This window comes from Phaeacidiphilus oryzae TH49 (genome assembly GCF_000744815.1).
GTDB lineage: Bacteria > Actinomycetota > Actinomycetes > Streptomycetales > Streptomycetaceae > Phaeacidiphilus > Phaeacidiphilus oryzae.
This window is the reverse complement of the sequence record NZ_JQMQ01000005.1, coordinates 2,457,942-2,470,821: the sequence shown is the minus strand read 5'-3', so window position 1 is coordinate 2,470,821 and position 12,880 is coordinate 2,457,942. Positions and strand designations below refer to the sequence as shown.

The window sequence follows — 12,880 nt, the reverse complement described above, 5'->3', positions numbered from 1 at the left end:
CAACGTTGTCGGAGGTGCGTTCCAGCTATGCACGACAGAACGAGATCCCGGGCGGTGCTCGCGGCGGCGGCCGTCGGCGCACTGGCGCTGACGGCCGGCTGCAGCAGCAAGAGCGGCGGTTCGAGCGGCACTGCGGCCGGCGGCCAGGCGATGGCGGCGGCATCCACAAGCATCGTCAACCCTTCGACCAAGAAGGGGGGAACGCTCGATCTCTGGTCCAACCAGGACGTCGACTCCTGGGACCCGGCCCGTTCCTACTACGGCTTCGCCTGGGACCTGGAGCACCAGTTCACCCAGACCCTGGTGACCTACCCCAACCTCCCCGGCGCGGCGGGCAACAAGCTGGTGCCGGAGTTGGCCTCCGCGATGCCGGTGATCAGCAACGGCAACAAGACGTACACCTTCCATCTGAAGTCCGGTGAGCGGTTCGAGAACGGTGATCCGATCACCTCGCAGGACGTGAAGTACGGGATCGAGCGGCTGTTCGCCCAGGATGTGCTGCCGGGCGGCCCGGTCTACCTGGTGCAGGCGCTGGACGAGGGCCAGAAGTACCAGGGTCCGTACAAGGACAAGGACCCGAACAAGATGGGTCTGAAGTCGGTCCAGACCCCGAACGCCCAGACCATCGTCTTCAACCTCGCCAAGCCGGACGCGGACTTCCCGTACTACCTGACGATGGGTCCGTCCGCCCCCGTGGAGCCGAAGATGGACACCGGGGCGAAGTACGCCCTCCACCCCGAGTCCAGCGGCCCGTACAAGTTCAAGTCGATCACGCCCGGCAAGGGCGCGGTGATGGTCCGCAACACCCAGTGGAACGCGGCCGACGACCCGGAGCACCCGGCGCTGCCCAACGAGATCGACTTCACCGTCACCAGCAACGACAACATGCTGGACTCGCAGCTGCTGAGCAACAGCGCGGACCTGGACATCGGCCAGGTCGGCCTGCAGCAGGACAGCCAGGCCAAGGCGATCAGCAACCCGGCGCTGAAGCGGAACACCCTGGACGTGCCGACCGGCGTCATCCGCTTCCTCACCATCGACGAGACGGTGGCGCCCTTCAACAACATCCACTGCCGGCGCGCGGTCGCCTACGCGATGGACCCGACCGCCATGCAGACCGCCCGCGGCGGCCCCCTCGGCGGCGGCGCCCTGGAGCAGGAGATGCTCCCGCGCACCCTCTCCGGCCACGACGCCTACGACCCCTACGACCTCAAGCAGGGGCACCCCCAGGTGGCCAAGGCCAAGCAGGAGCTGAAGCTCTGCGGCAAGCCGAACGGCTTCAGCACGACGATCGTCACCGGCAACAACAAGCAGAAGAGCATCAACAGCGCGGTCGCCCTGCAGTCCTCGCTCAAGGCGGTCGGCATCAAGGCCCAGGTCGACGAGTACGACCAGGCGCAGGAGGCCGGCACCGTCGGCACGCCCGCCTACGTCCGCGCCCACGGCTGGGGGCTGCAGATCAGCGGCTGGGGCGCGGACTACCAGACCCCGTCCGGCTTCCTGCGGCCGATCGTGGACGGCCGGGAGATCCTGCCCAGCGGCAACTACAACGGCGCCGAGATCAACGACCCGAAGATCAACTCGCTGATCGACGACGCCAGCGGGCAGACCGACCCGGCCAAGGTCGCCGCCGACTACCAGCAGATCGACCACATCGTGATGGACCAGGCGGTCTACATCCCCGAGGTGGACGAGCAGAACTTCAACTACTTCAACCCCCGGCTCACCAACGTCTTCTACAGCCGCGGCTGGGCCCGGGTCTCGATCACCGGCATGGGCGTCGAGAAGTAGCCAGCCTGCCGGCCGGCCACCCGGCCGGCCGTCAGCCGTCCGCCCCGTACTCCGCCGAGACCGCGGCCGTGGTCCTGAGCAGCTCCGGGACCTGCTCCCGGAGCTCGTCCATGGACGCGGCCACGGCCGGCGCGGAGACCGAGCAGGCGGCGATGGCCCTGCCGTCCGTGCCCAGGATCGGCGCCGCCACGCAGTGCACCGCCTCCTCGTGCTCGGCGCGGTCCGCGGCCCAGCCGCGGGCCCGCACCCGGTCCAGCTCGGCGAGGTACTCGTCGGCGGTGCGCACCGAGCGGGCGGTGTACGCGGGGTACTCCAGCCGCTCGGCCAGCAGCCGCCGGGCCGGCCCGGTGAGCTCCGCCGTGCGGTCGGCCATCAGCACCTTGCCGACGGCGGTGGCAGTCGGTGGGGCCGGCCGGCCGATCCGGGTCGGCAGCCGCTCCGGATAGTGCCCCTCCAGCTTGTCCACGTACCGGATCTCCCCGGAGTCGGCGTCGAAGGCGGCCAGGTGGACGGCGTGCCCGCAGCGCTCGTTCAGCGCGGCCAGGTGGGGGGCCGCCACCTGCCGGACGTCCAGGTTCTCCAGCGCGGCCTGGGCCAGCGCGAAGAGCCGCCCGCCCAGCCGGTACCGGTAGTCCGGCTGGCGGTGGACGAGCCCGTGCTCCTCCAGCGTGCGCAGCAGCCGCAGCGCGGTGGACTTGTGGACGCCGATCCGCCGGGCGGCGTCCTCCAGCGAGGCGGGACCCTCGGCCAGCGAGGCCAGCACGGTCAGCGCCCGGTCCACCGTCTGCGACATCCTTCGGCCCCCCTCCGACCCCCCGCGTTGAGCGGATCCTAAGGATCTCCGCACGCCGGGACAACGGTCCTTGGGAAGATCGTCCGCACCGGGGGCGGACGCCGGTGGGGAAGGAGGCCGCCCGGACCATAGAATTGCCGCGCCATGCCCTACTTCGACCATGCGGCCACCACCCCGATGCTGCCCGAGGCGGTCAACGCGATGACCGCCCACCTCGGCAGCACCGGCAACGCCTCCTCCCTCCACGCCGCCGGCCGGCGGGCGCGCCGCGTCGTCGAGGAGTCCAGGGAGACCCTGGCCGCCGCCCTCGGCGCCCGTCCGAGCGAGATCGTCTTCACCGGCGGCGGCACGGAATCCGACAACCTGGCCGTCAAGGGCCTGTACTGGGCCCGGCGGGACGCCGACCCGGCCCGGGTCCGGGTGCTCTGCTCCCCGGTCGAGCACCACGCCGTGCTGGACGCGGTGGAATGGCTGGCCGCCCACGAGGGCGCCCGGGTGGAGTGGCTGCCGGTGGACGGGCTCGGCCGGGTGCACCCCGAGGCGCTGCGCGCCGTCATCGGCGACTCGCCGGAGACGGTCGCCCTGGTCACCGTGATGTGGGCGAACAACGAGGTGGGCACCGTCCAGCCGGTGGCGGAACTCGCCGCCGTGGCAGCGGAGTTCGGCATCCCCGTGCACTCCGACGCGGTGCAGGCCTTCGGCCAGCTGCCGGTGGACTTCGCGGAGAGCCGGGTGGACGCCCTCACCGTCACCGCGCACAAGATCGGCGGCCCGTACGGGGTGGGCGCCCTGCTGCTGGGGCGCGGGGTGAACCCGGTGCCGCTGCTGCACGGCGGCGGGCAGGAGCGGGACGTCCGCTCGGGCACCCTGGACGTGCCGGGCACCGCCGCCTTCGCCGCCGCCGCCGAGGCGGTCGCGGCCCGCCGGGCCGAGCATGTGCGGGCCGTCGCCGCGCTGCGCGACCGGCTGGTGGCCGGGGTGCTGGCGGCCGTGCCGGACGCGGTGCTCAACGGCGACCCGGCCGCCGAGGGCCGGCTGGCGGCCAACGCCCACTTCTCCTTCCCCGGCTGCGAGGGCGACGCCCTGCTGATGCTGCTGGACGCCCAGGGCATCGAGTGCTCCACCGGCTCGGCCTGCTCGGCCGGGGTCCCGCAGCCCAGCCACGTCCTGCTGGCGATGGGCCGGGACGCGAGGTCGGCGCGCTCCTCGCTGCGCTTCTCACTCGGCCACACCTCGGTCGACTCGGACGTGGACGCGTTGCTGGCGGCGCTGCCCGCGGCGGTCGAGCGGGCCCGCGCGGCGGGGTACGCCTCGGCCCGGCGGTAGGGCGGGCGCGAGCGTCCCTGGGCGGGCCCGGGCGTACCTGGGCGGACAGCGGTAGGACGCGGCCGCCCGCGGCGGTCGGCGGCCGAACCCGTACCCTGGGAGGCGCCATGCATACTGAACCGCTCCGCGTGCTCGCGGCCATGTCCGGGGGCGTCGACTCCGCGGTGGCCGCCGCGCGCGCCGCCGAAGCCGGCCACGACGTCACCGGCGTCCACCTCGCCCTCTCCAGCAACCCGCAGTCCTTCCGCACCGGCGCCCGGGGCTGCTGCACCCTGGAGGACTCCCGGGACGCCCGGCGGGCGGCGGACGTGATCGGCATCCCCTTCTACGTCTGGGACCTGGCCGAGCGGTTCCGCGAGGACGTCGTCGACGACTTCGTGGCGGAGTATGCGGCCGGCCGCACCCCCAACCCCTGCCTGCGCTGCAACGAGAAGATCAAGTTCGCCGCGCTGCTGGACCGGGCCCGTGCCCTGGGCTTCGACGCGGTCTGCACGGGCCACTACGCCCGGGTCGTCGAACTCCCGGACGGCAGCCGCGAGTTGCACCGCTCCGCGGACCCCGCCAAGGACCAGTCCTACGTCCTCGGGGTGCTGGACGAGGACCAGCTGGCGCACTCCCTCTTCCCGCTCGGCGACACCCCCAAGGAGGAGGTGCGGGCCGAGGCGGAACGGCGCGGCCTCGCCGTCGCCCGCAAGCCGGACAGCCACGACATCTGCTTCATCGCCGACGGCGACACCCGGGCCTTCCTGGCCGAGCGGCTCGGCACCGAGAAGGGCGAGATCGTCGACACCGAGGGCAACGTCCTCGGCGAGCACGAGGGCGCGTATGCGTTCACCGTCGGCCAGCGCAAGGGGCTGCGGCTCGGCCGCCCGGCGGCGGACGGCAAGCCGCGGTTCGTGCTGGACGTCTCGGTGGTCGACAACCGGGTCACGGTCGGCCCGGCCGAGGAGCTGGATGTGAACCTCCTCACCGGCATCAAGCCCCGCTGGTGCGGTTCTGCGCCGGCGGCCGGCTCGGCCGGGCGGTACGGGGCACAGCTGCGCGCGCATGGCGCGGAGATCCCGGTCAGCGCCGAACTCTCGGCCGACGGCGGCGAACTGACGGTCCGTCTGGAGAGCCCCGCGCGGGGGATCGCACCGGGGCAGGCGGTGGTGCTCTACGACGGCACCCGGGTGGTCGGCTCGGCCACCATCGCGAGCACCGGGCGCACGGCCTCGCCGGCGCCCGCCTAGGGGCCCGTCGGACCGGTAGGGCATGGTGGTGCCATGAACATCACCGTTTTCTGTGCCGCCAACGAGATCGAGGAGCGCTACACCCGGCCGGCGCTGGAGTTCGCCCGGCTCCTGGGCGCGGGCGGCCACACCCTGGTGTGGGGCGGGTCCGACTCGGGCCTGATGGGCGATCTCGCCCGGGGGGTGCGCGGGGCCGGCGGAAAACTGGTCGGGATCACGGTGGAGTTCCTCGCGCACAAGGCCTTCGAAGGCGCGGACGAGATGGTGGTGACGCCGAACCTGGGGGCGCGCAAGGGCCAGCTGCTGGGGCGCGGGGACGCGATCGTGGTGCTGGTCGGCGGGATGGGGACGCTGGACGAGGTCACCGAGATCCTGGAGCTCAAGAAGCACGGCCACCACGCCAAGCCGATCGTCTTCCTGGACACCGAGGGCTTCTACGACGGCCTGCGCGCCCAGCTCCGGCGGATGGACGTGGACGGCTTCCTCCCCATACCGTCCGCGCAGCTGGCGGCCTTCACCTCCGACCCCGCCGAGGTCCTGGACCTGCTGACGCCGGCGGGCTGAGCGCCCTCGGGCTGAGCTCTGGGGCGGGGACCGCGCGCCGAGCCCGCTAGGGCGCGGCCGCCTCCGGCCGGTCCTCGCCCCGGGCGCCGCCCGGCTCCGCGTCGGAGGGCGGCGGCGGTGCCGTCGCCGTCTGCTCCTCCTCCGCCTCCGCCGCGGCGAACGGATGCTCCGCGTCCTCCGGCGCCCGCCGCCGCGCCCGGCGGAGGCGCTCGCCCGGCCGGTACGGGGCACTCGGCAGCGCCCGCGGGGCCTGCGGCAGCGGCACGGTCGGCTGGTCGCCGATCTCCTCCCGCTCCGCGCGCGAAGGCGCCCCGGCGAAGGCCGCCGGTACCGCGTCCGAGGGCTGCGCGTGCTCCGCCTCGGCGGCCTGCGGCCGAGGCTGCGGCTGCGGCGGCCGCTGCGACTGCCGGCCCCCGGACAGGACCGCGCTGCTCCCCTCGGAGTGCCGGAACCGGGACCGCCGTGCGGGCCGCGGCTGCTGCGCCGCGGAGGCCGGGGCTGCGGCGGGGGCCTGGGCGGCCGCGGAGGCCGGGGCCGATTCCGCGTCCGGCTCGGGGCGTGGGGCGCCGGTCCTGGCCCCGGTGCCCGCTCCGGCGCCGCCCAGCGGCTGGGTGGGACTGGTGCGGGCGCCCGGGCCAGGACCGGCCCCCCACGCCCCGAGCCGGGGATCCGACACCGCCGCGGGCGCCGCCACCACCGGCGCCGTCGGCGCCCGCTCCGGCGCCCGCTCCGATGCCGCGCCCGTCGCCGGAGCGACGGCGGCGGTGGTCGCCGGTACCGGCTCCGCAGCGGGCCCGGGCTGCTCTGGGACCGGGGCCTGCTCGGGCGCCGGGGCCCGCTCCGAGGACGCCGGCTGCGGCGGCGTCGCCGACGGGGCCGTGGTCCGGCCGTCCGCCCCGCGGCGCTGCAGCAGATGCCCGAGGCCCTCGCGGGTGGCGATGACCACGACCCGCTGGTCCTCCTGGAGCCGCTCGTCCGGCGAGGGCTGCCAGTCGACGACCGGCCGCCCCTCCTCGGCCCCCGGCTCCTCGGGCCCCGGGGCCGCCCCCGCCCCCTGCGCGCGGCGGAGGCCCGCCGGGAGGAGGCTCCGCCGCCGGCGGCGGCGCAGCGCCACCCCACGGCCGAGGGTGTCGCCCTCGGCCTCGGGGCCGGAGCCGTCCAGCGGCCGGCGCCGGTCCGAGCCGCTGACGATGCCGATCACCCGCCAGCCCCCGGGCCGGAACGCCTGCCGTACGGTACGGCCGCCCAGCTCCGGCTGCCCGTGCACGTCCACCACCGCGACCAGCAGCACCTGCCGCTCGACCGGGATCGAGGCCAGCACCTGGCGCCCCAGCATCGCCGCCGAGAACGCGGGGGCCGCCAGGAAGGAGACGCTGCGGCTGACCGTCGGCCGGTCCTCCCGCTGGACCGCCGCCAGCTGCGGCGGGTCACCGGCCCGCAGTGCGCGGTACACCGTGCTGGCGAACTCGTCGTCGAAGAGCCGCAGCACCACTCCCACCGCCGGATGCCGGTCCCTGGCGTACAGCACGGCCTCCAGGTTGACCCGGTCGTCGCTGGTCAGCGCGAGCACCGTGCTGCTGCGGCCGATCCGGGCCTGCTCGTACACCTCGGGGAAGGAGACGTCGCCGACCACCACCGGCACCTGCCGCCGGCGGGCCAGCTGGAGCCCGCGCGCCTTGGGGTCGCGCTCGATGCAGACGACGGGGACGCCGAGGCTGGTGAGCCGGTCCAGCACCCGGGTGCCGATCTTGCCGAGGCCGATCAGGATGACGTGGCCGGTCATCCGGCGCGGCGGGTGGCGGAAGGTGGTGCCGAGGGCGCCCAGCGCGTCCAGCACCAGGGCGAGGATCAGCGGGGTGATCGCCATCCCGGTGTAGGCGGCGAGGAGTTGGAGGAGCTTGCGGGCCGGGGAGGCGCCGTTCTCCGGATTGCTCATGTCGGCGACGTCCATCAGCACCCGGTACAGCGCGCCGCCCGGCGAGGCCCCGGCGAACAGCCAGTTGGCCGCCGCCAGCACCACCACCACGACCGCGAAGGCGGCCGCGGCCAGCCGCAGCCGGCGCGGGAAGAGGGCACCGAGCGGGAAGGCGAGCCGGCCGCGCGGCGGCTGGGCGGTGGCAGAGTGGGAGACGGTGAGCGCGGCCCGGACGGCGCTGCCGGCCCGCAGGGCCTCGCGGGCCTCGTCGTCGTCCGGCAGGAGGCGGGGGGCGGGGGTGGCCGAGTCGGCGTGCGGGCGGGAGAGCAGCAGGGCGATCGTCTGGTCGCGCGGGGGCGGCCGCTCGCCGGGGTGGAACTGGTTGACCGTCAGCATCCCGCCGTCCACCGGGATCAGATGCCGGTGCCGCGGCAGCGCGGCGGCGACCAGGGCCGGGGCGGCGGTGGCCGAGGCGGAGAGGATGGCGGTGGACGGGTAGGCGTCCGGTCCGTCCAGGCCGGCCGCGGCCGCCCCCGGCGTGCCCACCGGCGGCAGGTGGAGGGTGCGCTCGGCCGCGCGGTCCAGCAGCGACTTGACCCGGCGGCCGAGGGTGCGGTCGAAGATCTGCAGGACCAGCCGGATCCGCGGGTTGAGGCCGCGGGCGAGGAGCGCCGCGTGGATGGTCTCCTGGTCGTCGTCCATGGTGAGGGCCAGTGCGGCGGCGGAGGCGATGCCGGCCGCCTTCAGCGCCTCCTCGTCGGGCGCGCGGCCCTCCACGACCCGGACGGTGTCCGGGTTCTCGTCGGCGAGCTGGATCAGCTGGGGCCCGTGCAGCGACTCCGGCGCGGGGACGATCAGCACGACCCGCTCGTTGTAGAGGTGCACCAGGTCGAGGGCGAGGCGATGGGTCAGGGGATCGTTTCCGCAGACGATCATGTGTCCGGTGGGCGCGGTCACGTGAAGTTCCCCCTGCGATCGTTAGGTTGACGCGCTGTCAGGTTAGTGGTGCGCCCCCACCGTGCGCAGCCCCCTCCCACGCCGCACCCGGCAGCCCCGCGTACCCCACCGGGCGTGCGAGGATCTTCCCCATGGCGAACCACCTCATCACCGGCGCGGGCTCCGGCATCGGCGCGGCCGTGGCGCGGCGGCTGTCCCAGCGCGGCGACCAGCTCTGGCTGCTCGCCCGCTCCGCGGCCCGCGCGGCGGAGCTCCGCGAGCGCTTCCCCGGCGCCCGGACCCTGGTCGGAGACCTGGCCCAGCCCGAGCGCCTCTCCTGGGCCCTCGGCCAGCAGCCCGAGCAGCCGGTCGAGCTGGACTCCCTGCTGCACGTCGCGGGGGTGGTGGAGCTGGGCCCGGTCGGCGACCTCACCCCCAAGGTGTGGAACGAGACCCTCGCCGCCAACCTGGTCGCCCCCGCCGAGCTGACCAGGCTCTTCCTGCCGGCCCTGCGCGCCGCCTGCGGCCAGGTCCTCTTCGTCAACTCCGGCGCCGGGCTGCGCGCCAACCCCGACTGGGCGGCGTACGCGGCCTCCAAGCACGGGCTGCGGGCGCTGGCCGACGCGCTGCGCGCGGAGGAGCACGGCAACGGCGTCCGGGTCACCTCGGTCTACCCCGGCCGGACCGCCACCCCGATGCAGGAGAAGGTGCACGCCCAGGAGGGCTCCTCGTACGACCCGGAGGCCTGGATCGACCCGGAGTCGGTGGCCACCACCGTCCTCACCGCGCTCGACCTGCCGCGCGACGCCGAGGTCACCGACCTCACCGTCCGCCCCGGCCGCTGAGCCGGCGCCGGTCGTTCCCGTAGGCTGCCGGTGTGACTGCTGAGAGTACGTTTCCGCAGCTGGCCGAGGGGGAGGGCGCGACCGGCGTCGGCTCGATGCCCGGCACAGACGCGCGCGAGGCCGCCCGTACCGTGGCCGGCGAGCTGAGCGCGCTGCCGCATCTGCCGGAGCTGCCGGCCCGCGGGCCGGGCGCGGACATGATCGGCCGCAGCCTCGGCCTGCTGGTCGAGCTGTGGGCGCGGGTCGAGCCCAGCGGCTGGCGGTTCGGCGACCGCCCCGGCCGGGACACCCGCCGGGCGCACTCCTTCCTCGGCGAGGACCTGGACGCCCTGGAGGAGTTCACCCAGGGGTACCAGGGCCCGGTGAAGGTGCAGGCGGTGGGCCCCTGGACGCTCGCCGCCGGCGTCGAGCTCCACAACGGGCAGCGGGCCCTGGCCGACCCGGGCGCCTGCCGGGACATCGCCGGCTCGCTGGCCGAGGGGCTGCGGGCGCACCTCGACGAGCTCCGCCGCCGGATCCCCGGCGGGCGGCCGGTGCTCCAGTTCGACGAGCCCTCGCTGCCCGCCGTGCTGGCCGGGACGGTCCGGACGGCCAGCGGCTGGCAGCGGCACCGGGCGGTCGAGGAGTCGGTCGCCGAGGAGCGGCTGCGCGAGCTGATCGGCGCCCTCGGCGTGCCCGCCGTCGTCCACTGCTGCGCCCCCGGGGTGCCGATCGGGATGCTCCGCCGGGCCGGCGCCTCGGCGGTCTCGCTCGACTGGTCGCTGCTCCGCGCGCGCGACCACGACTCCGTCGGGGAGGCCGTGGAGGCGGGCACCGTCTTCCTCGCGGGTGTGGTGCCCGCCGTGCCGGGCCCGGGAGCGGCGGAATTGTCGGACCCGGCCGGTACTGTCAGCGGTGTGAGGACGGTGTGGAAGCGCCTCGGGCTGGACCCGGGGCTGCTGGCGCGCCGTGTCGTGGTGACCCCGACCTGCGGGCTGGCCGGGGCCGATCCCGCCTACGCCCGCCGCGCGCTGGCGCACGGCGTGCGGGCGGCGCGCAGCCTCGCGGACGCGCCCGAGTGAAGGATCCTTTCGACGGAGGAGGAGCGGTGGCCGCTGGGGACGGCAAGGGCTCGGCACTGCGGGAGATGCCCGACGTGCCCGCCGAGGCACGCGAGCGGCACGCCCAGCTCGCGCAGGAGGTCGAGGACCACCGCTTCCGCTACTACGTCCGGGACGCGCCGACCGTCAGCGACGCCGAGTTCGACGCGCTGATGCGGGAGTTGGAGGGGCTTGAGGAGGAGTACCCCCCGCTGCGCACCCCCGACTCGCCGACCCAGCGGGTCGGCGGCACCTACTCCAACGACTTCGCCGAGGTCCAGCACCTGGAGCGGATGCTCTCGCTGGACAACGCCTTCGCCGACGAGGAGCTGGACGCCTGGGCCGACCGGGTCCAGAAGGAGCTGGCCGGCACCGGCTTCCACTACCTCTGCGAGCTCAAGGTCGACGGCACCGCCATCGACCTGGTCTACGAGAACGGCCGGCTGGTCCGCGCCGCCACCCGCGGCGACGGCCGCACCGGCGAGGACGTCACGGCCAACGTCCGCACCATCGCCGAGATCCCCGAGCAGCTCCGCGGCGACCAGGGCCACCCGGTGCCGGAGCTGGTCGAGGTCCGCGGCGAGATCTACTTCCCGCTGGAGGACTTCGAGCGGCTCAACGCCCAGCTGGTCGAGGCCGGGGAGAAGCCCTTCGCCAACCCGCGCAACTCCGCCTCGGGCTCGCTCCGGCAGAAGGACCCGCGGATCACCGCGACCCGCCCGCTGCACATGGTGGTGCACGGCATCGGCGCCCGCCGCGGCTTCGACATCGAGTACCAGTCGCAGGCCTACGACCTCCTCCGCGCCTGGGGCCTGCCCACCGCGGCGTACAACAAGGTGCTCGGGTCGCTGGCCGAGGTGAAGGAGTTCATCGCCTACTACGGCGAGAACCGGCACTCGGTGGAGCACGAGATCGACGGCGTGGTCGTCAAGGTCGACGAGATCGCCCTCCAGGGCCGGCTCGGCGCCACCTCCCGCGCCCCCCGCTGGGCGATCGCCTGGAAGTACCCGCCGGAGGAGGTCAACACCAAGCTCCTGGACATCCGGGTCTCGGTCGGCCGCACCGGCCGGGCCACCCCGTACGCGGTGATGGAGCCGGTCAAGGTGGCCGGTTCGGTGGTCGAGCTCGCCACCCTCCACAACCAGGACGTGGTCAAGGCCAAGGGAGTGCTGATCGGCGACACCGTCGTGCTGCGGAAGGCCGGGGACGTCATCCCCGAGGTCCTCGGCCCGGTCGCCGACCTGCGGGACGGCTCCGAGCGGGAGTTCGTGATGCCCGCCGAGTGCCCGGAGTGCGGTACGGAGCTGCGCCCGATGTCCGAGGGCGACGTCGACCTGCGCTGCCCCAACGCCCGCTCCTGCCCCGCCCAGCTGCGCGAGCGGCTGTTCTACCTGGCCGGCCGCAGGTGCCTGGACATCGAGGCGCTCGGCTACGTCGCCGCCACCGCCCTCACCCAGCCGCTGGAGCCGGCCGAGCCGCCGCTCACCGACGAGGGCGGCCTCTTCGACCTCACCATCGAGGAGCTCCTCCCGATCAAGGTGGTCGTCCGCGACCCGGACACCGGCCTGCCCAAGCGGGACGAGAAGACCGGCGAGGAGAAGGTCGTCACCTTCTTCGCCAACCTCAAGGGCGAGCCCAAGAAGACCGCCACCGCCCTCCTCGACAACCTCCAGGCGGCCAAGGAGCGCCCGCTCGCCCGGATCATCGCGGGGCTCTCCATCCGGCACGTCGGCCCGGTCGCGGCGGCCGAACTCGCCCGCGAGTTCCGCTCCCTGGACCGGATCGCCGAGGCGAGCGAGGAGGAGCTGGCCGCGGTCGAGGGCGTCGGCCCGACCATCGCCGCCTCCATCAAGCAGTGGTTCGCGGAGGACTGGCACCGCGAGATCGTCGAGCGCTGGCGCGCGGCCGGCGTACGCCTGGAGGAGGAGGCGGGGGAGGACACCGGGCCCCGTCCGCTCGAAGGCCTGACCGTCGTGGTCACCGGCACTCTCACCGGCTACACCCGGGACAGCGCCAAGGAGGCCCTCCAGCAGCGCGGCGCCAAGGTCACCGGCTCGGTCTCCAAGAAGACCGACTTCGTGGTGGTCGGCGAGAACCCCGGGACCAAGTACGACAAGGCGGTCCAGCTCGGCCGCCCGGTGCTGGACGACGACGGGTTCGACGTCCTCCTGGAGGAGGGCCCGGACGCGGCCCTCGCCTGGTTCCAGGAGCGCGCGGAGGCGGCGGAGGAGCCCGCCGGGGGCGGCGGCGACGAGGCCGGCGACGAGGCCGGCGAGGCGGGCACCGGCGAGGCCGGCGAGTAGCGCCCCGGCCGCGGTGAGGAACCGTCAGTTCCCCTTCCGCGTCCGCTGCTTCGCGCGCCCTCTGGGCAAATGGGCGCGTGGGGTGCGCATCCTACG

General features: G+C 74.7%; 9 protein-coding genes. 7 read left to right on the top strand and 2 right to left on the bottom strand.

Going from position 1 to position 12,880, the window contains the following annotated elements; translation table 11 throughout:
• The first annotated feature begins 27 nt into the window (after positions 1 to 27).
• A complete protein-coding gene (locus BS73_RS14830) occupies positions 28 to 1,791 on the top strand; it encodes an ABC transporter substrate-binding protein (protein ID WP_037572642.1) in 1,764 nt (587 codons plus the stop codon).
• A gap of 31 nt (positions 1,792 to 1,822) precedes the next feature.
• On the opposite strand, the gene BS73_RS14825 is transcribed toward BS73_RS14830, so the two are convergent.
• Positions 1,823 to 2,584 carry an IclR family transcriptional regulator gene (locus tag BS73_RS14825; RefSeq protein WP_037572639.1) on the bottom strand — a complete coding sequence of 254 codons (762 nt, stop codon included), beginning with the start codon at positions 2,582 to 2,584 and terminating at the stop codon, positions 1,823 to 1,825.
• A 144-nt stretch (positions 2,585 to 2,728) separates the two neighbouring features.
• Between BS73_RS14825 and BS73_RS14820 the strand changes: the two genes are divergently transcribed.
• The 3 genes from BS73_RS14820 (at position 2,729) to BS73_RS14810 (ending at position 5,706) form a co-directional block, all read left to right on the top strand.
• Positions 2,729 to 3,910, top strand: coding sequence for a cysteine desulfurase family protein (locus tag BS73_RS14820; protein WP_037572636.1), 1,182 nt, complete (start codon positions 2,729 to 2,731; stop codon positions 3,908 to 3,910).
• Positions 3,911 to 4,017: 107 nt separating this feature from the next.
• Positions 4,018 to 5,142, top strand: a complete 1,125-nt coding sequence (gene mnmA, locus BS73_RS14815; protein ID WP_084704070.1) for a tRNA 2-thiouridine(34) synthase MnmA — start codon at positions 4,018 to 4,020, stop codon at positions 5,140 to 5,142.
• A 33-nt stretch (positions 5,143 to 5,175) separates the two neighbouring features.
• Positions 5,176 to 5,706 (top strand): LOG family protein, encoded by a 531-nt coding sequence (locus tag BS73_RS14810; RefSeq protein ID WP_037572631.1) that lies wholly within the window; start codon positions 5,176 to 5,178, stop codon positions 5,704 to 5,706.
• Between the two features lie 46 nt (positions 5,707 to 5,752).
• On the opposite strand, the gene BS73_RS40360 is transcribed toward BS73_RS14810, so the two are convergent.
• A complete protein-coding gene (locus tag BS73_RS40360; protein WP_051939950.1) occupies positions 5,753 to 8,578 on the bottom strand; it encodes an NAD-binding protein in 2,826 nt (941 codons plus the stop codon).
• Between the two features lie 131 nt (positions 8,579 to 8,709).
• On the opposite strand from BS73_RS40360, the gene BS73_RS14800 reads away from it, so the two are divergent.
• From BS73_RS14800 to ligA, 3 genes are all read left to right on the top strand, one after another.
• Entirely contained in the window at positions 8,710 to 9,402 is a 693-nt protein-coding gene (locus BS73_RS14800) for an SDR family oxidoreductase (RefSeq protein WP_037572617.1), read from the top strand.
• Positions 9,403 to 9,497: 95 nt separating this feature from the next.
• Positions 9,498 to 10,463: a methionine synthase gene (locus BS73_RS14795; protein WP_051939949.1), complete on the top strand. Its 966-nt coding sequence runs from the start codon at positions 9,498 to 9,500 to the stop codon at positions 10,461 to 10,463.
• 65 nt (positions 10,464 to 10,528) lie between these two features.
• Positions 10,529 to 12,784 (top strand): NAD-dependent DNA ligase LigA, encoded by a 2,256-nt coding sequence (gene ligA / locus BS73_RS14790; RefSeq protein WP_084704671.1) that lies wholly within the window; start codon positions 10,529 to 10,531, stop codon positions 12,782 to 12,784.
• Positions 12,785 to 12,880: the final 96 nt, after the last annotated feature.

Bases quoted from the DNA above. Each gene is read 5' to 3' on its own strand.
- mnmA (WP_084704070.1), top strand. From the start codon at position 4,018: ATGCATACTGAACCGCTCCGCGTGCTCGCGGCCATGTCCGGGGGCGTC.
- BS73_RS14810 (WP_037572631.1), top strand. From the start codon at position 5,176: ATGAACATCACCGTTTTCTGTGCCGCCAACGAGATCGAGGAGCGCTAC.
- BS73_RS14830 (WP_037572642.1), top strand. From the start codon at position 28: ATGCACGACAGAACGAGATCCCGGGCGGTGCTCGCGGCGGCGGCCGTC.
- ligA (WP_084704671.1), top strand. From the start codon at position 10,529: ATGCCCGACGTGCCCGCCGAGGCACGCGAGCGGCACGCCCAGCTCGCG.
- BS73_RS14820 (WP_037572636.1), top strand. From the start codon at position 2,729: ATGCCCTACTTCGACCATGCGGCCACCACCCCGATGCTGCCCGAGGCG.
- BS73_RS14795 (WP_051939949.1), top strand. From the start codon at position 9,498: ATGCCCGGCACAGACGCGCGCGAGGCCGCCCGTACCGTGGCCGGCGAG.
- BS73_RS14800 (WP_037572617.1), top strand. From the start codon at position 8,710: ATGGCGAACCACCTCATCACCGGCGCGGGCTCCGGCATCGGCGCGGCC.
- BS73_RS14825 (WP_037572639.1), bottom strand. From the start codon at position 2,584: ATGTCGCAGACGGTGGACCGGGCGCTGACCGTGCTGGCCTCGCTGGCC.